Annotated in this window: 24 protein-coding genes; 16 read left to right on the plus strand and 8 right to left on the minus strand. The window is 60.4% G+C overall.

Annotation, left to right across the window (positions count from 1 at the left end; genetic code table 11):
- The first annotated feature begins 49 nt into the window (after window positions 1-49).
- A complete protein-coding gene (locus EV660_RS05020; protein ID WP_071480666.1) occupies window positions 50-1261 on the plus strand; it encodes a cytochrome P450 in 1212 nt (403 codons plus the stop codon).
- 12 nt (window positions 1262-1273) lie between these two features.
- Here EV660_RS05020 and EV660_RS05025 read toward each other — a convergent pair whose 3' ends face one another.
- Window positions 1274-2293 carry a GlxA family transcriptional regulator gene (locus EV660_RS05025; RefSeq protein ID WP_071480667.1) on the minus strand — a complete coding sequence of 340 codons (1020 nt, stop codon included), beginning with the start codon at window positions 2291-2293 and terminating at the stop codon, window positions 1274-1276.
- A 167-nt stretch (window positions 2294-2460) separates the two neighbouring features.
- Here EV660_RS05025 and EV660_RS05030 point away from each other — a divergent pair, with 167 nt between their 5' ends.
- The 4 genes from EV660_RS05030 (at window position 2461) to EV660_RS05045 (ending at window position 5601) form a co-directional block, all read left to right on the plus strand.
- The gene (locus tag EV660_RS05030) at window positions 2461-3828 is read left to right on the plus strand and encodes a class II 3-deoxy-7-phosphoheptulonate synthase (RefSeq protein WP_071480668.1); all 1368 of its coding nucleotides are present in this window, start codon (window positions 2461-2463) and stop codon (window positions 3826-3828) included.
- 90 nt (window positions 3829-3918) lie between these two features.
- On the plus strand, window positions 3919-4416 hold the full coding sequence (locus EV660_RS05035) for a GNAT family N-acetyltransferase (RefSeq protein ID WP_071482097.1): 498 nt from the start codon (window positions 3919-3921) through the stop codon (window positions 4414-4416).
- A gap of 53 nt (window positions 4417-4469) precedes the next feature.
- Window positions 4470-5153, plus strand: a complete 684-nt coding sequence (locus EV660_RS05040; protein ID WP_071480669.1) for a molecular chaperone DjiA — start codon at window positions 4470-4472, stop codon at window positions 5151-5153.
- Window positions 5154-5217: 64 nt separating this feature from the next.
- Window positions 5218-5601: a hypothetical protein gene (locus EV660_RS05045; RefSeq protein ID WP_084635104.1), complete on the plus strand. Its 384-nt coding sequence runs from the start codon at window positions 5218-5220 to the stop codon at window positions 5599-5601.
- On the opposite strand, the gene EV660_RS05050 is transcribed toward EV660_RS05045, so the two are convergent.
- Window positions 5550-7163: a Ppx/GppA family phosphatase gene (locus tag EV660_RS05050; RefSeq protein WP_071480671.1), complete on the minus strand. Its 1614-nt coding sequence runs from the start codon at window positions 7161-7163 to the stop codon at window positions 5550-5552. The genes EV660_RS05045 and EV660_RS05050 overlap by 52 nt on opposite strands.
- 204 nt (window positions 7164-7367) lie before the next feature.
- On the opposite strand from EV660_RS05050, the gene serS reads away from it, so the two are divergent.
- The 4 genes from serS (at window position 7368) to EV660_RS05065 (ending at window position 9899) form a co-directional block, all read left to right on the plus strand.
- Entirely contained in the window at window positions 7368-8660 is a 1293-nt protein-coding gene (gene serS, locus EV660_RS05055; RefSeq protein WP_071480672.1) for a serine--tRNA ligase, read from the plus strand.
- Window positions 8661-8748: 88 nt separating this feature from the next.
- Window positions 8749-8904 (plus strand): hypothetical protein, encoded by a 156-nt coding sequence (locus tag EV660_RS18565; RefSeq protein WP_157798931.1) that lies wholly within the window; start codon window positions 8749-8751, stop codon window positions 8902-8904.
- 143 nt (window positions 8905-9047) lie between these two features.
- Window positions 9048-9386, plus strand: a complete 339-nt coding sequence (locus EV660_RS05060) for a TfoX/Sxy family protein (protein ID WP_071480674.1) — start codon at window positions 9048-9050, stop codon at window positions 9384-9386.
- 3 nt (window positions 9387-9389) lie between these two features.
- Entirely contained in the window at window positions 9390-9899 is a 510-nt protein-coding gene (locus EV660_RS05065; protein ID WP_071480675.1) for a transglycosylase SLT domain-containing protein, read from the plus strand.
- A 52-nt stretch (window positions 9900-9951) separates the two neighbouring features.
- Here EV660_RS05065 and EV660_RS05070 read toward each other — a convergent pair whose 3' ends face one another.
- Together EV660_RS05070 and EV660_RS05075 are read right to left on the minus strand one after the other, a co-directional pair.
- On the minus strand, window positions 9952-10395 hold the full coding sequence (locus EV660_RS05070) for a DsrE family protein (protein WP_084634878.1): 444 nt from the start codon (window positions 10393-10395) through the stop codon (window positions 9952-9954).
- A gap of 114 nt (window positions 10396-10509) precedes the next feature.
- Window positions 10510-12327 (minus strand): extracellular solute-binding protein, encoded by a 1818-nt coding sequence (locus EV660_RS05075; RefSeq protein ID WP_071480677.1) that lies wholly within the window; start codon window positions 12325-12327, stop codon window positions 10510-10512.
- 294 nt (window positions 12328-12621) lie between these two features.
- Between EV660_RS05075 and EV660_RS05080 the strand changes: the two genes are divergently transcribed.
- Both EV660_RS05080 and EV660_RS05085 read left to right on the plus strand, forming a co-directional pair.
- Window positions 12622-13395, plus strand: coding sequence for a 3-hydroxybutyrate dehydrogenase (locus EV660_RS05080; protein ID WP_071480678.1), 774 nt, complete (start codon window positions 12622-12624; stop codon window positions 13393-13395).
- A gap of 128 nt (window positions 13396-13523) precedes the next feature.
- A complete protein-coding gene (locus tag EV660_RS05085; RefSeq protein ID WP_071480679.1) occupies window positions 13524-14558 on the plus strand; it encodes a patatin-like phospholipase family protein in 1035 nt (344 codons plus the stop codon).
- Here the strand turns inward: EV660_RS05085 and EV660_RS05090 are convergent.
- From EV660_RS05090 to EV660_RS05100, 3 genes are all read right to left on the minus strand, one after another.
- Window positions 14533-15243, minus strand: coding sequence for a DUF502 domain-containing protein (locus EV660_RS05090; protein WP_071480680.1), 711 nt, complete (start codon window positions 15241-15243; stop codon window positions 14533-14535). The genes EV660_RS05085 and EV660_RS05090 overlap by 26 nt on opposite strands.
- Before the next feature lie 66 nt (window positions 15244-15309).
- Window positions 15310-16212 carry a pseudouridine-5'-phosphate glycosidase gene (locus tag EV660_RS05095; protein WP_071482098.1) on the minus strand — a complete coding sequence of 301 codons (903 nt, stop codon included), beginning with the start codon at window positions 16210-16212 and terminating at the stop codon, window positions 15310-15312.
- Between the two features lie 10 nt (window positions 16213-16222).
- A complete protein-coding gene (locus EV660_RS05100) occupies window positions 16223-17119 on the minus strand; it encodes a PfkB family carbohydrate kinase (protein WP_071480681.1) in 897 nt (298 codons plus the stop codon).
- Window positions 17120-17195: 76 nt separating this feature from the next.
- Between EV660_RS05100 and EV660_RS05105 the strand changes: the two genes are divergently transcribed.
- Window positions 17196-17762 carry a hypothetical protein gene (locus EV660_RS05105; protein WP_100319151.1) on the plus strand — a complete coding sequence of 189 codons (567 nt, stop codon included), beginning with the start codon at window positions 17196-17198 and terminating at the stop codon, window positions 17760-17762.
- A 9-nt stretch (window positions 17763-17771) separates the two neighbouring features.
- Here EV660_RS05105 and EV660_RS05110 read toward each other — a convergent pair whose 3' ends face one another.
- Window positions 17772-17990: a hypothetical protein gene (locus EV660_RS05110; RefSeq protein ID WP_071480683.1), complete on the minus strand. Its 219-nt coding sequence runs from the start codon at window positions 17988-17990 to the stop codon at window positions 17772-17774.
- A 274-nt stretch (window positions 17991-18264) separates the two neighbouring features.
- On the opposite strand from EV660_RS05110, the gene recA reads away from it, so the two are divergent.
- The 4 genes from recA to EV660_RS05130 all read left to right on the plus strand — a co-directional run bounded on the left by recA (window position 18265) and on the right by EV660_RS05130 (window position 22930).
- A complete protein-coding gene (gene recA / locus EV660_RS05115) occupies window positions 18265-19332 on the plus strand; it encodes a recombinase RecA (protein ID WP_071480684.1) in 1068 nt (355 codons plus the stop codon).
- Between the two features lie 11 nt (window positions 19333-19343).
- Window positions 19344-19916: an MOSC domain-containing protein gene (locus EV660_RS05120; RefSeq protein WP_071480685.1), complete on the plus strand. Its 573-nt coding sequence runs from the start codon at window positions 19344-19346 to the stop codon at window positions 19914-19916.
- Between the two features lie 69 nt (window positions 19917-19985).
- Complete coding sequence (gene alaS / locus EV660_RS05125) at window positions 19986-22646, plus strand: alanine--tRNA ligase (RefSeq protein ID WP_071480686.1); 2661 nt, start codon at window positions 19986-19988, stop codon at window positions 22644-22646.
- Window positions 22643-22930, plus strand: coding sequence for a DUF1330 domain-containing protein (locus EV660_RS05130; RefSeq protein WP_071480687.1), 288 nt, complete (start codon window positions 22643-22645; stop codon window positions 22928-22930). Before alaS ends, EV660_RS05130 begins: the two co-directional genes overlap by 4 nt.
- Window positions 22931-22937 lie beyond the last annotated feature (7 nt).

The following is a 22937-nucleotide window of genomic DNA, read 5'->3' on the forward strand; positions in this document are numbered from 1 at the left end:
CCTTGCGCAGTGTCGCGCACTAAGGGAGTGCAAGGTGAGGAGGAACACCATGGCGGGTATAAATATTTCCGGGTTCGACCTATCGGACCCACCGGCAGGGTTTAGGGAAAACCCGTTTGCGTATTATGATGCGCTGCTAGTTGATGCGCCGGTCATGGTGCAGCCAGATGGGTCGGTTCTGGTCGCGCGTCATGCTGATCTGGATGCGATCTATCGGGATACGACGCGCTATTCTTCGGACAAGACCGTTGTGTTTGAACCCAAATTTGGCAAGACATCGCCGCTATACGAACATCACACCACCTCGCTTGTGTTCAATGACCCGCCCTTGCACACGCGTGTGCGCAAGATCATGACATCGGCGCTGACCCCGCGTGCCATCGCCCGGATGGAGCCAGGGCTGGTAATGGCGGTTGATGCGCTGCTTGATCAGATGCAGGACAAGCCAGAGCCTGATTTGATCGAGGATTATGCCGCCGCCATTCCGATTCAGATTATCGGCAATCTGCTGGATATCCCGCTGGAGGAGCGCGGGCCACTGCGCGACTGGTCGCTGGCGATTCTGGGTGCGCTGGAACCTGCGCTGACAGAAGATGAGCTTGCACAGGGCAATCGCGCGGTTGAGGAGTTTGTCGATTATCTGAGGGACCTGGTTGCAAGGCGGCGTGCGCGGCCGGGCGATCCGGAAACCGATGTTCTGACCCGGCTTATTCAGGGCACAGGCGCGGGCGAGCAGCTTTCAGAGCGGGAATTGCTGCAAAACTGCATTTTCATTCTGAATGCCGGACATGAAACCACAACCAATCTGATCGGCAACACATTGGCCTTGTTGCATGATCATCCGTCCGAATTGGCGCGGCTGAGGGCAGAGCCTGCCTTGATCAATAGCACGATTGAGGAAAGTTTGCGCTTCATGTCGCCCAATCAGTTCGGCAATCGTGAAACCACGCAAGATGTGGTGATTGGCGGGCAGCAGATTGCGCGCGGCACGAACCTGCACTTGTGCATTGGCGCGGCCAATCGTGACCCGGAGGTGTTCGACAGCCCCGGCATTTTCGACATTGCGCGCAAGCCGAATCGGCATCTCGCCTTTGCGGGCGGGCCGCATGTCTGTGTGGGGCTGACACTTGCGCGGATGGAAGGGCGCATTGCGGTTGAGAGGTTTCTTGCGCGGTTTGAAGGTTACGACCTGAAAGACGGGCGCATACCGGGCGGGCGTATCCGCTTTCGTGGCTATGCCGCGCTTCCCGTCAGTTTATGACGCGCTGCGTGTTTACTCGCTTTCGGGACCGTCTTCTTCCTCGGTGCCGTGGGTGCCGCGTTCGCGGTAGGGGGTGGTGTTGTAATGCGCGCGGTAGCATTTCGAGAAATGCGACGGTGAGGTGAAGCCGGTCGCAAGGGCCACGCTGATCACGCTCATATCGGTTTGCATCAGCAGGTTGCGGGCGCGCTCCAGCCGCAATTCCATATAGTAGCGCTTGGGGCTGCGGTTGAGGTAGCGCCGGAACAGCCGTTCAAGCTGGCGGGTGGACATATCGACTTCATTGGCAAGGTCAGAGGGGCTGATCGGGTCCTCGATATGGTTTTCCATGAATTCGATCACGCGCGCCAGTTTGGGGTGGCGCACACCAATACGTGCAGGGATGGATAGGCGCTGGGTGTCGCGATTGGTGCGGATTGAGGAATAGATCAACTGGTCAGCAACGGCATGGGCAAGGTCTGCGCCCTCGGAATTGGTGATCAGCGTCAGCATCATGTCGAGCGGGGCGGTACCACCGGCGGATGTCAGGCGCTTGCCGTGGATGACGAAGACGGATTTTGTCAGGTCGATTTCCGGGAAGTCCTCGATCAGGGCATCGTGGTTTTCCCAATGGATTGTGGCGCGGTGCCCGTCGAGCAGCCCAGCCTTGGCGAGGGTCCATGCGCCTGTGCAGATGCCGCCGATGATATTGCCGTGCCGCGCGCGCTTGCGCAGCCATGACAGGATGGCAGGGGTTGTCGCGCGCTGCACATCCACCCCGCCACAAACGACGATCATCGCATCATTCGGAATGTCGCCGAGGCCATCCTTCACGCTGATCTGTGTGCCGTTCGAACAGGTAACCGTGTCGCCGCTTTCGCTGACCAGTTTCCAGCTATAGAGGGGCTTGCCCGCCGCGCGATTGGCAAGGCGCAGCGGTTCTATCGCCGCAGCATAGGCCATGAGCGTGAAGCGTTCCAGCAACAGAAACACGATGTGGTGGCGCGCGCTGTCGGATGAGCGTGGCGCAGGGCGGGCAGGGAGTGAGGCCATATGTATACGTGCGCATTCAGTTAAGGTGGCTGCGACACAAACAAGTTTCGAATGCCCGCGCAAGAGCAATCGTATTTGCAAGCGGCAAAGCGCTTTTGTATAGAAGGCCCGAGCGGCGCTGCGACCGCTAACGCCGCAACACAGAATTGACACCCCGGAGGCACCTGATGACCCAAGGCTGGACGAAATCGACATGGCGCACGCGCCCGCGTATCCAAATGCCGGATTATCTGGATGCTGCCAGACTGGATGCGGTCGAGGCGCAGCTTCGCCAATACCCGCCGCTTGTCTTTGCTGGCGAAGTGCGCGCGCTCAAGCGCAAGCTGGGTGAAGCGGCGCGGGGTGAGGCGTTCTTGTTGCAGGGCGGCGATTGCGCAGAGAGCTTTGCCGAGTTCAATGCCGACAGCATCCGGGACACCTTCAAGGTGCTTTTGCAGATGGCAATCGTGCTGACCTATGGGGCCAAGGTGCCAGTGGTGAAGGTGGGGCGCATGGCGGGCCAGTTTGCCAAGCCGCGTTCAGCCCCGACCGAGGTGATGAACGGGCAGGAATTGCCCAGCTATCGTGGCGATATCATCAACGGGTTCGATTTCACCCCCGAGGCCCGGATTCCCGACCCCAACCGCATGTTGCAAGCCTATACGCAAGCCGCAGCCGGGCTGAACCTGTTGCGCGCTTTTTCCAAAGGGGGCTATGCGGATATGCACCGCGTGCATTCATGGACCCTTGGTTTTGCTGATGGCGAAAAGGCCGAGCGCTACCGCGAGATGACCGACCGGATTACCGACACGCTGGATTTCCTGACTGCGGCGGGGATTACGTCGGAGACGAGCAAGGAATTGGCCTCGGTCGATTTCTACACCAGCCACGAGGCCTTGTTGCTGGAATATGAAGAGGCGCTGTGCCGGGTCGATTCGACCTCTGGTCTGCCGGTGGCGGGGTCTGGTCATTTTATCTGGATTGGCGACCGGACCCGCCAGCCAGACGGTGCGCATGTCGAATTCTGCCGTGGTGTGCAGAACCCTGTCGGGCTGAAATGTGGCCCCTCGATCAGCCCTGATGACCTCAAGCGGCTGATGGCGACGCTGAACCCGGAAAATGAAGCGGGGCGGCTGACGCTGATTGCGCGCTTCGGGGCAGGGCAGGTGGGCGATCACCTGCCGCGCCTGATCCGCGCGGTCGAGGAAGAGGGCGCCAATGTGCTTTGGACCTGTGATCCGATGCATGGCAACACGATCAAATCCTCTAGCGGGTATAAGACGCGGCCCTTCGATTCGGTTTTGCGCGAAGTGCGCGAGTTCTTTGCCATCCATAATGCCGAAGGCACGATTCCGGGTGGTGTGCATTTCGAGATGACGGGCAAGGATGTGACCGAATGCACTGGCGGGTTGCGCGCCGTGTCGGATGAAGACCTGTCGCAGCGCTACCACACGGCTTGCGACCCGCGCCTGAATGCCAGCCAGTCGCTGGAACTGGCATTTCTTGTGGCCGAAGAACTGGTGGGCCGCCGCCAGAAGCTGGCCGCTGCGATGTGATGGAACCTTGACTTCAACCCTGCTCAGGGCGTGCGAGAGAGGGGCTGCGGCCCCTTTCTTTCATCCCTGCGCCTTGCCCGGACGATGCTGATGCCCGCGTTGACCCTACGCGATGCCACGCCGGATGACGCGGCCGCCATTGTCGCGATCTGGAACCCGATCATTCAAGACACTGTCGTGACCTTCAATCCCGTCTTGCGCAGCACATCCGAGATTGAAGACATGATCGTATCGCGTCAGGCGGGCGGCCATGCGTTTATCGTGGCGCAAGACGCAGAGGATGTGTTGGGCTTTGCCAGCTATGCGCAGTTTCGTGGTGGCCTTGGCTATGCGCGCAGCATGGAGCATACGATCAATCTGTCACCTGCCGCGCGCGGCAAGGGCGCGGGGCGGGCGCTTTTGCTGGAGCTGGAGCGGCACGCGACGGCGGCAGGTCATCATATCATGGTTGCTGCCGTGACGGGAACCAATTCGGCCAGCATCAGTTTTCATCACAAGCTTGGTTATGTTCATGTTGGCACAATGCCGCAAGTCGGGTGGAAGTTTGGCCAGTTTCATGATTTGGTTCTGATGCAGAAATTCTTGTGAATGCGGTAATTTGTACTGCTGCAATTCTGATTTCACCCTGTTAGGTTTTATCCATGTCGATCTGGACCCGCATCGCTGACGCCCTGACTGCTCTTCGAAAGGGGGAGCCGCTGAGCACGGTATTCGACAAGTTGCGCACACCGCCCGAACGGACGGTGGCATTTACCATTGCGGTGATTGCACTAGGGGCAAAGCTGGCCAAGGCCGACGGGCAGGTTACGCGTGGCGAGGTGGCGGCCTTTCGCCGTATCTTCACCATCCCGCCGGAGGATGAGGCGAACGCGGCGCGGGTGTTCAATCTGGCGCGGCAGGATGTGGCGGGATTTGACCTTTATGCGCGCAAGATTGCGGGTATGTTTCCGCCCCGCGATCCGGTGCTGGTTGACCTGATGGAGGGGTTGTTCGAGGTCGCGATGGCGGATGGCAGCTTTCATCCGCAGGAAGAAGCGTTCTTGAGTGAAGTTGCCCGGATTTTTGGCCTGACAGACAGGTGTTTTCGCTGCCTGCGCGCACGATTTGTGGGCGATGTTCCGCCCGATCCTTATGACGTGCTGGAAGTCAGCCATGATGCACCCATCGCCGTGATCCAGCGCGCCTATCGCGACGCTGTGCGCGAAACGCATCCGGACCGGCTGGCGGCGCGCGGTGTGCCGCAAGAGGCGGTAAAGCTGGCCGAGCATCGGCTGCGCGATCTGAACCGCGCCTGGGAAGAGATTCAGCAAGGCCGCGCGGCCTGACACGTTTGTGCGAGCGGAATTCTGTGTGCTGGCGGCATGGGCACCGCGCCGCTATAATGCGCATATGAAAAACACCGTCTTGCCTTTTGTGCTTTGCGCTTTTCTGGCCGCCCCCGCGCTGGCCGAGGAAGACAGCGTGCCCCCGCCTGCATCGGAAGAGAGCGGGCAGCCCTTGTTTGATCTGTTCGAGCGGTTGCTGCGCGGATTTATGACCGAGGTTGAGCCGCAGATGCGCGAATTGGAGCGCGGATTTTCGGCACTGGAACCGGAATTGCAGCGCTTTCTGGAGCAGTTGCGCGACATGACGCAATATCACCCGCCCGAGATGCTGCCAAATGGCGATATTCTTATCCGGCGTCGTGACGGGGCCGATTTGCCAGAGGAAGCAGACCCCGATCAGGATGCGGCTGAAGGGGACGAGTCTGCGCCAGACCCGTTCGAATTGTGAGTGCGGCGCACGCGGATTTTTGACTCTGCCCCGATCTGATTCGCGAGTGTCGCAAAGCGTTGTTCGGCCACTTCAGTAAACAGTGCCTGCATATCGCGTTCCAGCACCAGCTCCAGTACGCCCTTTTTCGGGAAAAAGCGCAACTCGCCCGCGTTTTCAGGACCATCCATCGAGAACATGGCCCCAAAGCGCAGCGCGCGGCCCAGCATCTTGGCTTCGGCAAGGTCCTTGTCCGACATTAGCCCCGCAATTTCCTTGATGCGCGGGCGCATGCCATTGGTTTTGTAGCGGTGCATCAGCGCGATGCCCAGATAGACGCGCCCCTGATGGTCCAGCCCGCCCAGATTGGCGCGGGTGGTGGTGTCAAAGCAGGCATCGGCGCGGTAATCGGGATGGGCGCGCCAGTTCACGTCATGCAACAGACATGCAGCGCGGATCAGGCGCAGCCGTTCAGGGGGGCGGTTGCGATAGAGCGGCAACAGGAAATGATACAGCTTGCGCCCGAAACCGGGAATGCGCGAGCTGGAATGTTCCATGAAGTGACACGCCTCTATCAGCGGGTCGCGGCGGCGCAGGTCTTCGGGCATCTGGTCAAACAGAATGCCCTCTCTGATTCCGTAGCTGGAGACATAGACATTTCTGGGTGTGAAGACATGCACCAACTGGCGCAAGACCTGACAGGCCAGCGGCACAAGGCTCATGCGTTCACTTGAAACGCCGGTCAGGGCGCGCAGCTTGGCCGGGTCCTGTTCGGTGATCCAGTCAATGGTCTTGCGGATGGCCTTGGGGGTCATTGCATATTCATGCAGCACTTTCAGCGGATAGCCACGCCGCTCCATGTCCATGCGGGCGATGGCGCGCCATGACCCGCCGACCAGATACAGCGCGTCATGATGGTCGCCCACCTGTTCGCGCAGGTCTTTCAGCACGGTGCCGATATGCTCGCGCAGCCCTTTTTTGCCACCACTGACCTGTTGCAGGCGAAACGGGCCAAGGCCAGAGCTGACATTGCGATGCACCTTGCCGTCACCAATGACGGCCAGTTCCATGCTGTTGCCGCCAATGTCGCAGACAAGGCCCTTGGCCTCTGGCCAGCCTGTCAGCACGCCCTGGGCGGATAAGCGCGCCTCTTCCGGGCCATCAATCACGCGCATACGCAGACCGGTTTCCTGTTCAATCTGGGCGCAGAATTCGGGGCCGTCCTCTGCCTCTCGCATGGCGGCGGTGGCGACCATTGTCAGGTTCGTAAGTGACATGCCGCGCGCAAGAAGGGCAAAGCGCTTGAGTGTTGCGAGCGCGCGCGCGCGCCCTTCGGGGTTTAGCCGGCCCGTTTCGGCCAGCCCGCGCCCCAAGCCGCACAACACCTTTTCATTGAAGAAATAAGCCGGGCTTCGGGCGGCACCGTCAAACACCACCAGGCGCACAGAGTTTGAGCCGACATCGATCACCCCGACATGGGTTAATGCGCGGGTTTGCGGGTCAGCGAAAACGGGTGTGTCAAACAAACCCGATGTGGTCGGGGTTTTCTGGCCCGCTGTTTGGGCGGGCGCGTTGCCATCCATTAGGGCAGCTCCTGTCTGGCATCGGTCATGGGGATGATAACGCTGCGGGTGGGGGCGGGTCAATCTTTCCTGCGCGTTACCCCTGCGTCATGATGGCTTTGCTGCGATCTGTGCAAGATCCTCTTTCTTGCGCAGCCGCAATGCGGCATAAGGGCCGCGTTCAAGACGCGGGCGGCCTGCCTGCTTTACCTGACGAGAGGTTCCATGCACGATATCCGCGCTATCCGCGAAAACCCTGCCGCTTTTGATGCCGCTTTGGCCCGTCGCGGGATGGGCGCGCAATCTTCCGAGATTCTGGCGCTGGATCAGGCGCGCCGGGCCGCGATTTCGCAAGCCGAAGCAGCAAAAGCGGCGCAGAATGCGGCCTCGAAACAGGTGGGCGCAGCAAAAGCGCGCGGCGATGAGGCTGAATTTGAACGTCTGCGCGCCCTTGTGGCCGAGAAGAAAGCCGAAATGGCGGCGCTGGAGGAAGACGCGCGCGCGGGCGATGCGAAACTGACCGCGATTCTGGAAACCTTGCCAAATACGCCGCTGGCAGAGGTGCCGGATGGTGCGGATGAGGGCGACAATGTCGAGTTGAAGCGCTGGGGCAGCCCGCGAGAGTTCGACTTCCAGCCTGTCGAGCATTTCGAGATTGCGGGTGTTGCGCGGGATATGGATTTTGCGACGGCGGCCAAATTGTCGGGCGCGCGTTTCGTGGTGCTGCGCGGGGCTGTGGCGCGGGTGCACCGGGCGCTTGCGCAATTCATGCTGGATCTGCATGTCGAGGATCATGGCTTGCGCGAGGTCAACAGCCCGGTTCTGGTGCGCGATGAGGCGATGTATGGCACCGGCCAGTTGCCCAAATTTGCCGAAGACAGCTATCGCACCACCAATGGCTGGTGGCTGATCCCGACATCCGAGGTCACATTGACCAATTTCGCCGCTGGCGAGATTCTGGACGGCGCGGCCCTGCCGCTGCGGTTTTGTGCGCATACACTGTGTTTCCGGTCCGAGGCGGGCAGTGCGGGCAAGGATACAACGGGCATGTTGCGCCAGCACCAGTTCGAGAAGGTCGAAATGGTGTCGATCACGCGGCCAGAAGACAGCCTTGCCGAGCATGAGCGCATGACCCGCTGCGCCGAGACTGTGCTGGAGCGTCTGGGCCTGCCCTATCGCACGATCGTGTTGTGCACGGGGGATATGGGTTTCGGGGCGCAAAAGACCCATGATATCGAGGTCTGGGTGCCGGGGCAGGGCACCTATCGCGAGATTTCGAGCGTGTCGGTCTGCGGTGATTTTCAGGCGCGGCGCATGACTGCGCGGTTCCGTCCGACAGATGGTGCGAAACCGGAATTTGTGCATACGCTCAATGGGTCTGGCGTGGCAGTGGGGCGCTGTCTGATTGCGGTTCTGGAAAACGGCCAGCAGGCCGATGGCAGCGTTGAACTGCCCGAAGCGTTGCACCCGTATCTGCGCGGGCGCAGCCGGATCACCCCGGAGGGAGAGTTGGCGTGACGGCCTGACATGGTCTTGATCGCACCTGATTTTGGCCATGTTTACCTTGTTTTCTGTATGTATGATTTTTGAGAACAAGGATTTTGATATGCGTCACACATCACCTGTCCGGCCCATGCAGGGCGTCATGGCCAAGCATCCGTGTCCGGCACCGGCATTGGGTGCAGATACCCGTCCGTCCCACCCGCGCGCCGATGTCACGGATCGGCGTGTGGTTGCGTTTACGGATTGGGCCTTGATCTGACAATTTCCCGAAATGGGCCGAATCTTGCCGATTGGCCCATGATCCGCGGTGGAGAGGCTAAAAACTTCTGGGCGAAACCGTGCTGGATGCGCTAGCAGCTTGATCAGTCAGCCCGCATGCGGGTGTCGCCAGATAGCTGTCTTATGCCTGATGCGATTTCCTCGATCCGAAATCTTGGCCCCGCGATGGAGCAGGCTTGCGCGCGCGCCGGTATAGATTCGGCAGAGCAGTTGCGCGCGCTTGGGACAGATGCCGCCTATGCGCGGCTGCTGCGCAGCGGGCACCAGCCGCATTTCATTTCCTATTATGTGCTGGAAATGGCCTTGCAGGGCCGCCCCTGGAATGATTGCAGAGGCGATGAAAAAGCCCGCCTGCGCGCGCGCTTTGATCGGCTGAAAGCAGAAAATACCCCTGAAACCAATGCGATGGATGCCATTCTGAATGAGATTGGTGTCATTTCCGCAAATCGAAAGGTGCGTTGAGTGATGATCCGGTCCTTCAGTTTGGTTCTGCTATGCCTTGGGCTTGCTGCCTGTGGTAAACCTGCGGCCGATGTGTCGCGCGCGGCCCCTGTGCCAAGCAACCTCTATCCCGGCGAGACACCGCAGATGCGCGCGCTGGTGCGCCAATATGCCGCCAAGCATGACATTCCCGAAGCGCTGCTGCACCGGGTAATCCAGCGCGAAAGCGACTACCGGCCACATGCGCGCAATGGACCCTATTGGGGGTTGATGCAGATTCTGCCGCAGACCGCCCAGCAGATGGGCTTTCAGGGGGCGCCGCAGGATTTGCTGAATGCGGAAACCAATCTGAGATATGCTGGCCGCTATCTGCGCGGGGCGTGGCTGGTGGCGGATGGCGACATTGACCGCGCTGTGATGTGGTATGCGCGCGGATATTACTTTGAGGCGCGCGACCGTTGCATGTTGGTAGAAACAGGGCTGCGCACACGCGAAGTGCGGCGCGATTGCCCGTCACGCCAGCAGGAAAGCTGATGCGGGCACGCGCCCCCGCATGTGGCGGGGGCGCGTTAAGATGGGGTGTGGCTTAGAACGACCAGACGCGCGCGTCGGTTTCCAGCATTGCACCTGCCATCGCAGCGGGCTGGGCCACGCCAACGCCTTCGATCAGGACATCAGCTTCGGCACCCAAGCCGGGCAGGTAGATGGCGCAAACCTCGACCGTGACACCGTTTGCCATCAGCATTTGCAACATACCTTGCGGGCTTGCATCGCGGGGTGGTTGCGGGGCTGTGGCTGTTTCGGGCGCGTCAATCAGTGCCAGATCACCGCCGGGGCCACAAAGCAGAATGCGCGTTTCTGCACCCTGTTCGTCCGCTTGCGCCGTCAGCACCATGGCCATCAACTGTGTCTGCGGGTTTTCCGATGTGACCACAGTCACCAGCTTTTCTGCCGGGTCGGCAAAGGCGGGCGCAGCGAGGCCCGTGCCAAGCAGGGCGGCAATGGCGGTCGTGCGGATCATATGGGTCATACTATTTGTCTCCTTTAACTGCCGGGCTAGGCCGGTCGCCGGAAAGGTGACAGGAGTATTGTAAAATTCATATACGACGATATGTCGCGCATCGGTTGGCAGCGGTGGGGCAGGTCAGTCCTGCCACCACCAGACATCGGGCTGAAAGCCGATCCAGTCGCCATAGACCGGCAGGCGTTCGGGGTATTGCAACTCTGCCGCATGGGCGATTCTGGCGCGGTCATTGAACCAGAACGGCACCACATAGCGCCCCGTCGTCAGCACCCTGTCCAGCGCGCGGGCGCTGGCGATGAAATCTTCTTCTTCCTGCGAATTCAACAGCCGTTCGATCAGGGCGTCTATGGCGGGGCTTTCGACCCCCATCCAGTTGCGCGCGCCGGAAATGCTGGCCGCCTCTGACCCCCAATAAAGCCGCTGTTCGGCACCGGGGCTAAGGGAGAGGCCGCGCACGTAATAGGACATGTCGAAGTCGAAATTATTGGTCCGTTCCGTATATTGGGCCGAATCGATTTGAGAGACAGTGACATCCATTCCCAGCCGTTTCAGCGCCTCGACATAAATATCAGCGATAGAGGCCACTTCGGTCGAGCCTTGCCGCAACAGAATGGTGAAGCGGAACGCCTCTCCTGCTGTGTTGCGCAGCACGCCTGCGTTGTCAGGTTCCCACCCGGCTTCGGTCAGCAGGTTGGTGGCCGCGCGCATATTCGCGCGATTGGCCACACTGCCATCAGATGTGGGCAGGCGGTAGCCGTCCAGCGCACCGGGGTAAAGCTGGTCTGCAAAGGGTTCCAGAAATTCGGCCACGCGCCCTTCGGCCGGGCCATCCTGCATCCCCAGCACCGAATTCGAGAAATAGGAGGTGATGCGCGGGTCTTCGCCGGCATTGATGACCTGATTTGCATATTCGAAATTGAAGGCGTGAATCATCGCATCGCGCACGCGCCAGTCCGAGAAGAGCGGGTTGCGTGTGTTCATCACGAATCCGGCAATACCCGAGGGGCGCTGATGCGGGATTTCGGATTTCACGATTTCGCCCGCCTGCACAGCGGGGAAATTGTAGCGCGTATTCCACGCATTGGCGTTGGTTTCGCGCATCGTGTTCAGCAGGCCAGAGGTGAAAGCTTCGAACATGGCGGTGCCATCGCCGAAAAATTCCATCCTGATCTCGTCAAGATTGGCCTGACCGCGCATGAAGGGCAGATCATTACCCCAGTAGTCAGGATTGCGCTTGAGATAGACATAGCGCCCCGCCTCGAACCGGTCGATGACATAGGGGGCGGTGGTGATGGGGATGACAGAGGTGCCGGATTCCGCGAAATCACGGTTTTCCCACTGCGCTTTTTGCAGGATCGGGCGCATCCCCATGATCAGCGGCAATTCGCGGTCCGGTTCGGTAAAGGTGAAGCGGATCGTGCGATCATCGACAGCTTCGGCCCGCTCTACACGTGACCAGGTGCCGTGAAAGCGCGGGTGCCCGATTGTGCCAAGAGTTTCATAGGACCACAGCACATCTTCGACAGTGACCGGACTGCCATCGGAGAAGCGCGCCTCTGGTCGCAGGGTGAATTCCACCCAGGATCGCTCCTCATCCGTCTCGACTGATTCGGCCAGCAAACCGTAAAGGGTGAAGGGTTCATCCCAGTTGCGGCCCATCAGGCTTTCATAAGCGAGATATTGCAACTGCCAAGGCGCGCGGCCGCGCAAAATATTCGGGTTGAGGGAATCAAAGCTTCCGACCTCGCCCTGCACGATTCGACCGCCGCGTGGTGCGTCGGGATTGACATGGGGCAGATGCGCAAAATCTGGTGGTAGAGCGGGTTCGCCATACATAGCTATGCCATGCTGCGGTTCTGCGACGCTTTGTTGCGCGGTGATGATTGTAGGCGCAACAAAGACAATCGCGGTGACCAACTGGCGCAATTGTGGTTTCATTCTGGCTGCTCCGAAGCTTTTTTGGGGGCTGGTTTCCTGCCAAGCTACAGTGCGTTGCCAAAGTTATCAAACTTTTAGCTTGGAAGCCTAAGGTAGAATGGCTATATATAGATCACTGCTCGATAGGTTTCTTGCCTGTATGAAACCTGCCTCAATAACTGACGCCCGCCTTGTGCGGGCGTTTTTTTTGTGCGGTGTTCTGGCGCGATGTGTCAAGCCTGCGGCTTCAGGCTGGCCCTTGGCGTTCTAACCATTATGCTGTGGCACATGGATAGACGCAAAAGGAGCAGAGCAATGCAGCTTGCAGGAAAACGCGCCGTGGTGACCGGGTCCAATTCGGGGATCGGGCTGGGAATTGCACGGGAACTGGCGCGCGCCGGGGCAGAGGTGGTGATTAATTCTTTCACCGATGACGCCGATGACCACGCGCTAGCGGCACAGCTTGCAACAGAGACGGGCGTGAAGGTCAGCTATATTCAGGCCGATATGTCGAAGCCCGACCAATGCCGCGCGCTGATCGAACAGGCCGGGGGCTGCGATATCCTGATCAATAATGCAGGCATTCAGCATGTGGCGCGGATTGAAGAATTCCCGGCCGAGAAATGGGATGCCATTCTTGCCATCAATTTGTCATCAGCCTTTCACACCACTGCAGCCGCCCTGCCGGGGATGTATGACAAAGGTTGGGGACGGGTGATCAACATTGCCTCGGCGCATGGCTTGACGGCCAGCCCCTATAAATCGGCCTATATTGCCGCCAAGCACGGGATTGTCGGGCTGAGCAAGACCACTGCGCTGGAAGCGGCGGGCAAGGGGGTGACCTGTAACGCGATCTGTCCGGGCTATGTGCTGACGCCGATCGTGGAAAAGCAGATCCCCGACCAGATGAAAACCCACAACATGGACCGCGAAACAGTGATCAAGGAAGTGATGCTGTCACGCCAGCCCTCGGGCGAATTTGCGACAGTTGAGCAGATGGGCGGCACGGCTGTGTTCCTTTGTTCTGACGCGGCGGCGCAGATCACAGGCACGACCATTTCTGTGGATGGAGGCTGGACCGCCTTGTAACCGCGTGTTGTGTGGACAGGGCAGGATTTGAGTATTTCTGGCAAGAAAATGATGCAGTTACGCGACAATTGGCCGGTGCCGCCAAGACATATGGCGGTGATCTGCGATTTGAGCATGGAGAAATATGAATGACAAAGCGGATCAATCTGGCGCTTCAGGGGGGCGGTGCGCATGGCGCGTTCACATGGGGTGTGCTGGATCGTTTGTTGCAGGAAAAGGACATTGAGATCGCAGCGATTTCCGGCACTTCGGCGGGGGCGTTGAATGCGGCGGCGCTGAAGGCGGGCATGGCGCAGGGCGGCGCGCAGGGGGCGCGGGTGTTGCTGGACCGGATCTGGCATCAGGTCGGGTCGGTGCATGATTTGCGCCTGACAGGGTGGATTGCGCAGACATTGCCACCGGTGGGTATGGTGAATTCGTGGATGGAGTCGCTGATGCCTGTCTCGCCCATGGATATTGCAGCGCTGGTGACCAGCCCCTACCAATACGGCCCGCTATATCGCAACCCGCTGGAGCCGGTGGTGCGCACGCTGAATTTTGATCAGGTCTGCGCGCATGACGGGCCGGAATTGCATATTGCAACCACCAATGTGCGCAGTGGCAAGATCCGGGTGTTTTCGGGGACAGAGATTTCCTGTGAGGTGATCATGGCTTCGGCCTGCCTGCCCACGTTGTTTCAGGCCGTGGAGTTGGAAGACCCTGTGACCGGTGTACGCGAAGCGTATTGGGATGGGGGATATACCGGCAACCCGGCGCTGTACCCCTTGTTTGACGCGCATTTGCCCGATGACATTGTGATCGTGAATATCAACCCGTTGCAGCGCGAGGATGTGCCCCGAACGCCGCAGGAAATCCAGAACCGGGTCAACGAGATCAGTTTCAATTCCTCGCTGTTGCGCGAATTGCGGGCCATCCAGTTCGTCAAGGACCTGATCGCGCAAGGCCGGATGGAGCGCGGAACGATGAAGGATGTGCTGGTGCATATGGTCGCTGATGATGACCTGATGACGACCTTGTCCGTCACCAGCAAGGTCACGCCGACGCCCTATCTGTTGCACAGCCTGAAAGAGGCCGGGCGCAAGGCGTGCGAGGGGTTCTTGTCAGCGCATAAGGCTGATCTGAACACGCGCGCCAGTCTCAATCTGGAAGAGATGTTTGGCTGATCTTCTGTGTCCGCGTGCGTCCGGCGGTGGCGTGTGATCCGGGTTTGCGTGGCTCCGGATAGACCAGCCCGGCAGAGATGACCAGTTTCGCGGCATCCTCGATCGACATGTCCAACTCGATCACATCGGCGCGGGGCACAAACAGCAGAAAGCCAGAGGTCGGGTTGGGCGTGGTGGGCAGGAAGATTGACACCATCTCGCCGTTTTCGGCCAGATAGTTGCCAATCTCGCCGCGTGTGGTGGTCGAGATGAAGGCCATCGCCCAGATGCCGGGGCGCGGATATTGCACCAGACAGGCGCGGTCGAAGGTCGGCGCCTGACGGGACAGGATGGTGTCGGCAATCTGTTTGACCGCGTTATAGATCGAGCGGATGACCGGCATCGCCTCGACAATGCGTTCGCCCCAGCTGACCAATGTGCGCCCGATCAGGCCCTTGGTGAAATAGCCCATCACAAGGGTGAAGATCACGAAGATCACCACCCCCACACCGGGGATGTCCAGCCCGGTCAAAGCCTCTGGGTGAAAGCGGCGCGGGATCAGGGGCAGGATCAGCCCGTCGATCCAGGTGATGACATTCCAGACCAGCCAGATTGTCAGCACGCCCGGCGCAATAACCGCCAGCCCGGCCAGAAAATTGCCGCGCAGCGATGCGATCAGACCGCGTTTGCCATGTTCCGGACTCATATGATTCCCCTGATGATCAACTTGCGCGCAAAGATGGGGTAGGGGGCAGGCATATACAAGCGCTCCTCATGCAAGCGCGCGGGCGATTTCGGCAGCCAGCCGGGCATTGTTGCGCACCAAGGCAATATTGGCCGCAAGGGATGCGCCCTGCGTCAGCTCGAAAATACGGCGCAGCAGGAAGGGAGTGACGCCCTTGGCGGAAATCCCCTGTGCCTCGGCCTCTCTCAGGGCGGTTTCGATCAGGGGGGCGAGCATGGAGGCGGGCAGTTCATCGACTGCCGGAATGGGGTTTGCGACCAGTTGACCGCCGGGCAGGCCAAGCTGCGCGCGCATCCGGTGGCTGGCGGCGATTTGCGCCGGCTGATCCATGCGCAAGGGCGCTTTCAACCCGCTGTCGCGCGACCAGAAGGCAGGCAGCGCGTCCTGACTATAGGCGATGACCGGCACGCCAAGCGTTTCCAGAACTTCCAGTGTCTTGGGCAGATCGAGGATGGCTTTTGCCCCTGCGGCCACGACCGTGACGCGGGTTTGCGCCAGTTCCTGCAGGTCGGCAGAAATATCGAAACTGTGTTCGGCCCCGCGATGGACACCGCCAATGCCGCCTGTGGCAAAAACCTCGATCCCGGCGCGCGCGGCGCAGATCATGGTGGCCGCGACGGTTGTGGCCCCGGTGCGCCCAGTGGCGAGGGCGACTGCAAGATCGGCGCGGCTGAGTTTCAACGCGTCGGGGGTCTGGGCAAGCCGGTCAAGCTGCGCGGCGCTCAGCCCGATGTGGATCTGGCTGTCCATCACCGCGATGGTGGCCGGAATCGCCCCTGCGGCGCGGATGTCCGCTTCGACCTGCTGGGCCATTTCCTTGTTCTTGGGCCAGGGCATGCCATGGGTGATGATGGTCGATTCCAGCGCCACAATGGGCAGGCCCCTGGTGCGGGCCTCGGCGATTTCGGGGGTGTAGCTCAGTAAGGTCATTTGGGTTCCTTCAGCTTTGGTTTGGCGGCTGGGCCACATGCGCGGCTGCGGCGCTGAGGGCAAATTCCAGCGCGGCGCGGCGCGCCGCGCCGCCCAGTTCCTGTGCAATATGTGCGCCCATGAAGCAATCGCCCGCGCCTGTGGCGCGCCGGGCCGTGGTGGCGGGTGGCGACAGGGTGAGTTCGGCGGATGCATCGGCATCTGTGACGCTGCGTGGCCCGTCGGTCACCAGCGCGCGCGTGGCCCCCAGATGGAGCAAGGCGCGTGCGGCGCTGGCGCTGTCGGTGAAGGGGGTGTCGCAAAGCCCGCTCGCCTCGGCGAGGTTGAGGTAGACGGTGCAGCGAGGGCGGGCAAGAAAGGGCCTGAGGCGTGCGGCCTTGGCGGGGGAGGCGGCGGTGAGGCGCAGGTCGGCGCTGCGCAATTCGGGGGCCACAGCCAGCTGTTGCAACAGGCCGCCCGACAGGCCGCTATCCACCACGACTGGCCCGCGCCACGGCGTGTCGCGGCTTGCCAGCCGACCATCTTGCAGCGGGGCAAGGCAGGACAGGTCCAGCGCCTCCAGCGCGGCAGAGGCAGCAATGGCGGCAACAAGGCCCTGCGCCCCTTCGATGGCGAGGTAGGAATCCGTGCGCGCGCCGTCCTGCATAACAAGGAAACGCGTGTCGATGGCGGCGGCCTTGATCGCGGTGACAAGGGCTGTGCCCGGCGCATCCTGCCCGATTGCGGCAATCAATGCAGGCCGATGACCATGCTGCGCAAGCGTGCGTGCGATGTTGAACGCGACCCCGCCGGGGGATTGGCCAATCTGGCCGGGCACATCATCGCCCACGCCTATCTGCGCAGGGCTGTGGCCGATAATGTCCCAATGGGCCGCGCCAATGCACAGAATGTCCGGGATGTGTGTCATCTGGCTTTGGTGCCGCAAAGCGCGAAGATTGGCAAGCAGGGCTGGCGACGGGACAAATGGCCTGCTAGGCAAACGCATGTTTGAAGATTTCTCAGAACGCTTGTTTGCGCATTTTGTCGCTGGACACTGGCGCGCACCCTATAGCGAAAACGCGTATCCGGTGACGACAGATCAAGGTGTCGGGCTGGGGCAGGTCATGGCCGCGGGACCGCGGGACATAGCGCGCGCGCTCAATGTCCGGCGCGGCGCAGACCAGCAGGCGTGCCTGCGGCTTGCCGATACGCTGGAACGCGAGCGTGATGTTCTGGTGCGGGCCAGCGTATTGCAAACCGGGCTGGCCCCAGCGCCCGCCGGTTTGGATGGGCTTGCGGCTGCTTTCGCGGCGCCGATGGACGCACAAGGCGGGGTAGTGTTTTCAACGCGCGCGACCCGATTTGAGGATCTGGGCCGCGCATTGCGCGCCAGTGTCATGGGCGGTGCGATCTGGTGCCCGACCGTGGATCAGGCCGTGTTTGCGACCGCGTTCGCCTGTCTGGTGCAGCAGGCAGACTTGCCGCCGGGGGCATTTGCCTTGCTGCACGCGCATGTTCCCAGCACAAAAGCGGCGTTTGATGAGGCCGGGCTGACCATGCAGGAATGTTGAGCGCGGGTGTTACAGCCCGGTGCGTGCCCCAAAGATGCGGTCCACCACCTCGGCGCGGGTCAGGCCCAGTTTTGCAAGTTCTGCGTCAGACATGGCGTTGAAATGCATCACTGCGCGGTATTTCGGCGAAAACTCTGCAATGCGAACCAAAGCATTGAGGATGCTGTCCCCGATCTGGCGCAGATTCGGGCGCGCTGTGTTGCGAATGTTTGTTGTGAGCGTCGTCATTTGGAAACCCTTTCGAACAAGTGTTTCCCCCCTTAGCGTTGAAGGTAGGACAGGATGGCTGACATGACTACAGTAAATCCCGAAACCCCGGTTTGCGTTGGCTGCAAGGCTCGATATGCAAGAAATTGTTAACTATTCGCGCCTAGCCTTTGTGAATGATCTGATGAATTGATACCAAAGTTCTCGCATTGTTCTAATTTATGGTGTATGGAACAATTATCGAACAAACAGGCGATTGCCGCGCGTGGCGCGCTGTGGAATAAGGGGCAAGGAAATGGCAATGGCGGACCTGCTGACAATGACCGACAAACGGACGGCGGAAAAACAGAAAGCGCTGGATTCAGCGCTGGCACAGATTGAGCGGCAATTTGGAAAAGGCTCGATCATGAAGCTGGGGGGCGATAACCCCGTGGCAGAGATCGAGGCGATCTCGACCGGCTCTCTGGGGCTGGATATCGCGCTGGGGATTGGTGGCCTGCCCAAGGGGCGCGTGATCGAGATTTACGGGCCGGAAAGCTCTGGCAAGACCACATTGACGCTGCATGCAGTTGCTGAAGCGCAAAAGAAGGGCAGTGTCTGCGCTTTTGTGGATGCCGAACATGCGTTGGACCCGCAATATGCGCGCAAGCTGGGTGTTGATCTGGATGAATTGTTGATTTCACAACCCGACACGGGCGAACAGGCGCTGGAAATCGTCGATACGCTTGTGCGGTCGGGCGCGGTCGGGCTTGTCGTGGTCGATTCGGTCGCGGCACTGACACCGAAATCCGAGCTTGAGGGTGATATGGGCGACAGTTCGGTGGGCGTGCATGCCCGGCTGATGAGTCAGGCCATGCGCAAGCTGACCAGTTCGATTGCGCGGTCGAACTGCATGGTGATCTTCATCAACCAGATTCGCATGAAGATCGGGGTCATGTTCGGCTCTCCTGAAACGACGACAGGGGGCAATGCGCTTAAATTCTATGCGTCGGTGCGGCTGGATATTCGCCGGATCGGATCGATCAAGGATCGTGACGAGGTGGTGGGCAACCAGACCCGCGTCAAGGTCGTCAAGAACAAGGTCGCGCCGCCGTTCAAACAGGTGGAATTCGACATCATGTATGGCGAGGGCATTTCCAAACGCGGGGAATTGCTGGATCTGGGCGTCAAGGCCGGTGTGGTCGAGAAATCGGGCGCCTGGTATTCCTACGGGGATGAGCGGATCGGACAGGGGCGCGAGAATGCGAAAACCTATCTGAAGGAAAACCCGCAAACCGCCATGCAGATCGAAGACAAGATTCGCGCCGCGCATGGGCTGGATTTTCATATGAGCGAGGGTGACGATTCCATCCTCGAGGACTGAGTGGAGCGAATGTGCAGGTAACACGCGCAGAACTGGATGCGGCGTTGCCGGATATCCTGTCAGCCCCGAGTGATGCGGGGCTGATTTCGTCGCTTTGCCTGCGGCCCGATTACGGTAAGCGCGTATTTGTTGACAGGATTCATGTCACGGCAGACCAAGGTATTCCGGGGGAACGCTGGGCGTCGCGGCCGTGGCGGCGCATGGCTGATGGCAGCCCCGATCCCGGCATTCAGATCTGTATTTTGCAAAAGCGTGTGCTGGACCTTGTCTGGCGTGACCGGGCGAATACCGTGCATCCGGGCGACACATTCATAACAGATATGAACCTGTCAGAGGGCAATCTACCAGCCGGGCAATTGTTGCATGCGGGCAGCGCGGTGTTGCAAGTCTCGGATATTTTTAATGATGCCTGCGTGAAGTGGAAGGCGCGATATGGCGTGGCCGCATGGGACTGGGTGAATGACCCTCAGAACCGCGCGTTTCGGCTGCGGGGGATTTTGTGCCGCGTTGTGCGTGACGGCGAAATCCGTGAGGGCGCGCGCTTGCGCAAGCTCTCAGGCGGGTCTGAGGGCGATATCGGCTGATACAGGTGTGGACAGGCTAGGCGCGCAAGGCTAAACCGTGCCAACTTGAATTCGCGCCGGAGGAAATTCATGGCCAGCCTCAATGATATCCGCTCGACTTTCCTTGATTATTTCGCCCGGCAGGGCCATGCGGTGGTGGACAGCTCTCCCCTTGTGCCGCGCAATGACCCGACGCTGATGTTCACCAATTCCGGCATGGTGCAATTCAAGAATGTATTCACCGGGCTGGAGCACCGGGATTACAACCGTGCCACCACCTCGCAGAAATGTGTGCGCGCAGGCGGCAAGCATAATGACCTCGATAATGTGGGCTATACCGCGCGGCATCATACGTTTTTCGAGATGCTGGGCAATTTCAGCTTTGGCGATTACTTCAAATCCGACGCAATTCCCTTTGCATGGGAATTGCTGACCCGCGACTTCGACATCCCGAAAGACAGGCTTCTGGTCACGGTCTATCACACGGATGACGAAGCCGCCGAGATTTGGAAAAAGGTGGCGGGCCTGTCTGATGAACGGATCATCCGCATTCCGACCGATGACAATTTCTGGCGTATGGGCCCGACAGGCCCTTGCGGGCCATGCACCGAGATTTTCTTTGACCACGGCCCCAGCATCTGGGGCGGCCCTCCCGGCTCGGCTGAGGAAGATGGCGACCGCTTTATCGAGATATGGAATCTGGTCTTCATGCAGAATGAACAGCATGAAGATGGCAGCATGACCGAATTGCCGCGCCAGTCGATTGACACCGGTATGGGGCTGGAGCGGATTGGCGCATTGCTACAGGGCAAGCACGACAATTACGACACCGACCTGATGCGCGCGCTGATCGAGGCCTCGGCCCATGCCACGACGTCGGACCCGGATGGGCCGGGCAAGATGCATCACCGGGTGATTGCAGATCATTTGCGCGCAACCTCTTTCCTGATTGCAGATGGTGTGATGCCCTCTAATGACGGGCGCGGCTATGTGTTGCGCCGGATCATGCGCCGCGCGATGCGCCATGCGCATATGCTGGGCGCGCAAGACCCGCTGATGCACCGTCTTGTGCCCGCGCTGGTGCACCAGATGGGCGGCCATTATGTAGAATTGCGCGAGGCGCAGGCGCTGATTACTGAGACATTGCGCGCCGAGGAAACGCGGTTTCGCCAGACCCTCGATCGCGGCTTGAAACTGCTTGATGCAGAGCTGGAGGGCCTGTCCGAAGGGGCGACTTTGCCCGGTGACGCGGCCTTCAAGCTGTATGACACATTCGGCTTTCCGCTGGATCTGACACAGGATGCGCTGCGCGAGCGCGGGCGCGCGGTCGATGTAGCGGGTTTTGACGCGGCTATGGCCGAACAGAAGGCGCGGGCGCGCGCAAGCTGGTCCGGTTCGGGCGAGGCAACGGATGCCGCGATCTGGTTCGATCTGGCTGAACGTGCCGGTGTCACAGAGTTTCTGGGCTATGACATGGAAACCGCCGAAGGGCAGGTCATGGCGCTGGTCAGCGACGGGGCCGAAGTTGAGCGCGCGGGGGGTGAGGTGCAGATCATCACCAACCAGACCCCGTTCTATGCAGAATCCGGCGGACAGGTGGGGGATACCGGCTTTATCCGTTCAAGCACTGGCGCGGCAGAAGTGACCGATACACGCAAGGTTGCGGGGGTGTTCATTCACGTTGCGCGCGTGACTGAGGGCGAAATCTGCAAAGGGCAGCCCGTCAAGCTGGAGGTTGACCATAGCCGCCGCAGCGCGATTCGGGCCAACCATTCCGCCACGCATCTGCTGCATGAGGCGTTGCGCCGCGCACTTGGCGATCATGTGTCGCAGAAAGGCTCGCTCAACGCGCCTGACCGGCTGCGCTTCGATTTCAGCCATGGTGCTGCGCTCAGTGCCGAAGATGTGGCGCAGATCGAGGCGGAGGTGAACCATTTCATCCGCCAGAATACACAGGTTGAAACGCGCATCATGTCCCCTGATGAGGCCCGCGCGCTTGGGGCGCAGGCGCTTTTTGGTGAGAAATACGGCGAAGAGGTGCGTGTCGTCTCGATGGGGCAGGAGGCCAGTTCTGGCAAGGGGCAGGACGGGCAGACCTATTCGCTCGAACTGTGCGGCGGCACACATGTCGCGCGTACTGGCGATATCGGGGCCTTTGTCTGCCTTGGGGACAGTGCCTCTGCGGCGGGTATCCGGCGGGTCGAGGCGCTGACCGGTCAGGCGGCGCTGGAGTATCTGCGCGCGCAGGATATGCGGCTTGGGGCTGTTGCGGGCCTGCTGAAGGCGCCAGCGCAGGATGTGCCAGAGCGCGTGAAGGCCCTGATGGAAGAGCGTCGCGCGCTGGCCAATGAGATTGCGCAACTCAAGCGCCAGATCGCGCTTGGCGGTTCTGGCGCGCAGGGCGATGACATCGAGCAGATCGGCGGCTTGCGCGTGATCGCCAAGGTGATGACTGGTGTCAGCGGCAAGGAATTGCCTGCGCTGATCGATGCGATGAAGGAAAAGCTTGGCTCAGGTGCGGTGGTGCTGATCGCCGATACAGGGGGCAAGCCTGCTGTGGCCGCAGGTGTGACCAAGGATCTGACTGGCCAGATTTCGGCGGTGGATCTGGTGCGCGCCTGTGTGGCCGAGCTGGGCGGCAAGGGCGGTGGCGGCCGGCCCGACATGGCGCAGGGCGGCGGGGCCGATATTGCTGGCGCGGATCGCGCGCTTGCTGCAATCAAGACAGTTCTGGAAGGAGTAGGTGCATGAGTGCCTTGTGGATAGCCCATGTTGAGGTCACCGACCCGGAGGCTTATGGCGAATATGCAAAGCGTGCGACAGGTGCGATTGCCGATCATGGCGGTGTGTTTCTGGCGCGCGCTGGCCGCTATGTGCAGCTTGAAGGGCGCGAGCGTGCGCGCAATGTCGTGGCACGCTTTCCCTCGCTAGAAGCGGCTGTGGCCTGCTACAACTCCCCCGCCTATCAGGACGCGTTGAGCTATGCCAAAGACGCGGCAGAACGTGATCTGGTCGTGGTCGAGGAAGCAGACTGAGCGCTTT

Source organism: Roseinatronobacter bogoriensis DSM 18756, assembly GCF_004366635.1.
GTDB classification, from domain to species: domain Bacteria; phylum Pseudomonadota; class Alphaproteobacteria; order Rhodobacterales; family Rhodobacteraceae; genus Roseinatronobacter; species Roseinatronobacter bogoriensis.

Bases quoted from the DNA above. Each gene is read 5' to 3' on its own strand.
- EV660_RS05020 (WP_071480666.1), top strand. From the start codon at position 50: ATGGCGGGTATAAATATTTCCGGGTTCGACCTATCGGACCCACCGGCA.
- EV660_RS05025 (WP_071480667.1), bottom strand. From the start codon at position 2,293: ATGGCCTCACTCCCTGCCCGCCCTGCGCCACGCTCATCCGACAGCGCG.
- EV660_RS05030 (WP_071480668.1), top strand. From the start codon at position 2,461: ATGACCCAAGGCTGGACGAAATCGACATGGCGCACGCGCCCGCGTATC.
- EV660_RS05035 (WP_071482097.1), top strand. From the start codon at position 3,919: ATGCCCGCGTTGACCCTACGCGATGCCACGCCGGATGACGCGGCCGCC.
- EV660_RS05040 (WP_071480669.1), top strand. From the start codon at position 4,470: ATGTCGATCTGGACCCGCATCGCTGACGCCCTGACTGCTCTTCGAAAG.
- EV660_RS05045 (WP_084635104.1), top strand. From the start codon at position 5,218: ATGAAAAACACCGTCTTGCCTTTTGTGCTTTGCGCTTTTCTGGCCGCC.
- EV660_RS05050 (WP_071480671.1), bottom strand. From the start codon at position 7,163: ATGGATGGCAACGCGCCCGCCCAAACAGCGGGCCAGAAAACCCCGACC.
- serS (WP_071480672.1), top strand. From the start codon at position 7,368: ATGCACGATATCCGCGCTATCCGCGAAAACCCTGCCGCTTTTGATGCC.
- EV660_RS18565 (WP_157798931.1), top strand. From the start codon at position 8,749: ATGCGTCACACATCACCTGTCCGGCCCATGCAGGGCGTCATGGCCAAG.
- EV660_RS05060 (WP_071480674.1), top strand. From the start codon at position 9,048: ATGCCTGATGCGATTTCCTCGATCCGAAATCTTGGCCCCGCGATGGAG.
- EV660_RS05065 (WP_071480675.1), top strand. From the start codon at position 9,390: ATGATCCGGTCCTTCAGTTTGGTTCTGCTATGCCTTGGGCTTGCTGCC.
- EV660_RS05070 (WP_084634878.1), bottom strand. From the start codon at position 10,395: ATGACCCATATGATCCGCACGACCGCCATTGCCGCCCTGCTTGGCACG.
- EV660_RS05075 (WP_071480677.1), bottom strand. From the start codon at position 12,327: ATGAAACCACAATTGCGCCAGTTGGTCACCGCGATTGTCTTTGTTGCG.
- EV660_RS05080 (WP_071480678.1), top strand. From the start codon at position 12,622: ATGCAGCTTGCAGGAAAACGCGCCGTGGTGACCGGGTCCAATTCGGGG.
- EV660_RS05085 (WP_071480679.1), top strand. From the start codon at position 13,524: ATGACAAAGCGGATCAATCTGGCGCTTCAGGGGGGCGGTGCGCATGGC.
- EV660_RS05090 (WP_071480680.1), bottom strand. From the start codon at position 15,243: ATGAGTCCGGAACATGGCAAACGCGGTCTGATCGCATCGCTGCGCGGC.
- EV660_RS05095 (WP_071482098.1), bottom strand. From the start codon at position 16,212: ATGACCTTACTGAGCTACACCCCCGAAATCGCCGAGGCCCGCACCAGG.
- EV660_RS05100 (WP_071480681.1), bottom strand. From the start codon at position 17,119: ATGACACACATCCCGGACATTCTGTGCATTGGCGCGGCCCATTGGGAC.
- EV660_RS05105 (WP_100319151.1), top strand. From the start codon at position 17,196: ATGTTTGAAGATTTCTCAGAACGCTTGTTTGCGCATTTTGTCGCTGGA.
- EV660_RS05110 (WP_071480683.1), bottom strand. From the start codon at position 17,990: ATGACGACGCTCACAACAAACATTCGCAACACAGCGCGCCCGAATCTG.
- recA (WP_071480684.1), top strand. From the start codon at position 18,265: ATGGCAATGGCGGACCTGCTGACAATGACCGACAAACGGACGGCGGAA.
- alaS (WP_071480686.1), top strand. From the start codon at position 19,986: ATGGCCAGCCTCAATGATATCCGCTCGACTTTCCTTGATTATTTCGCC.
- EV660_RS05130 (WP_071480687.1), top strand. From the start codon at position 22,643: ATGAGTGCCTTGTGGATAGCCCATGTTGAGGTCACCGACCCGGAGGCT.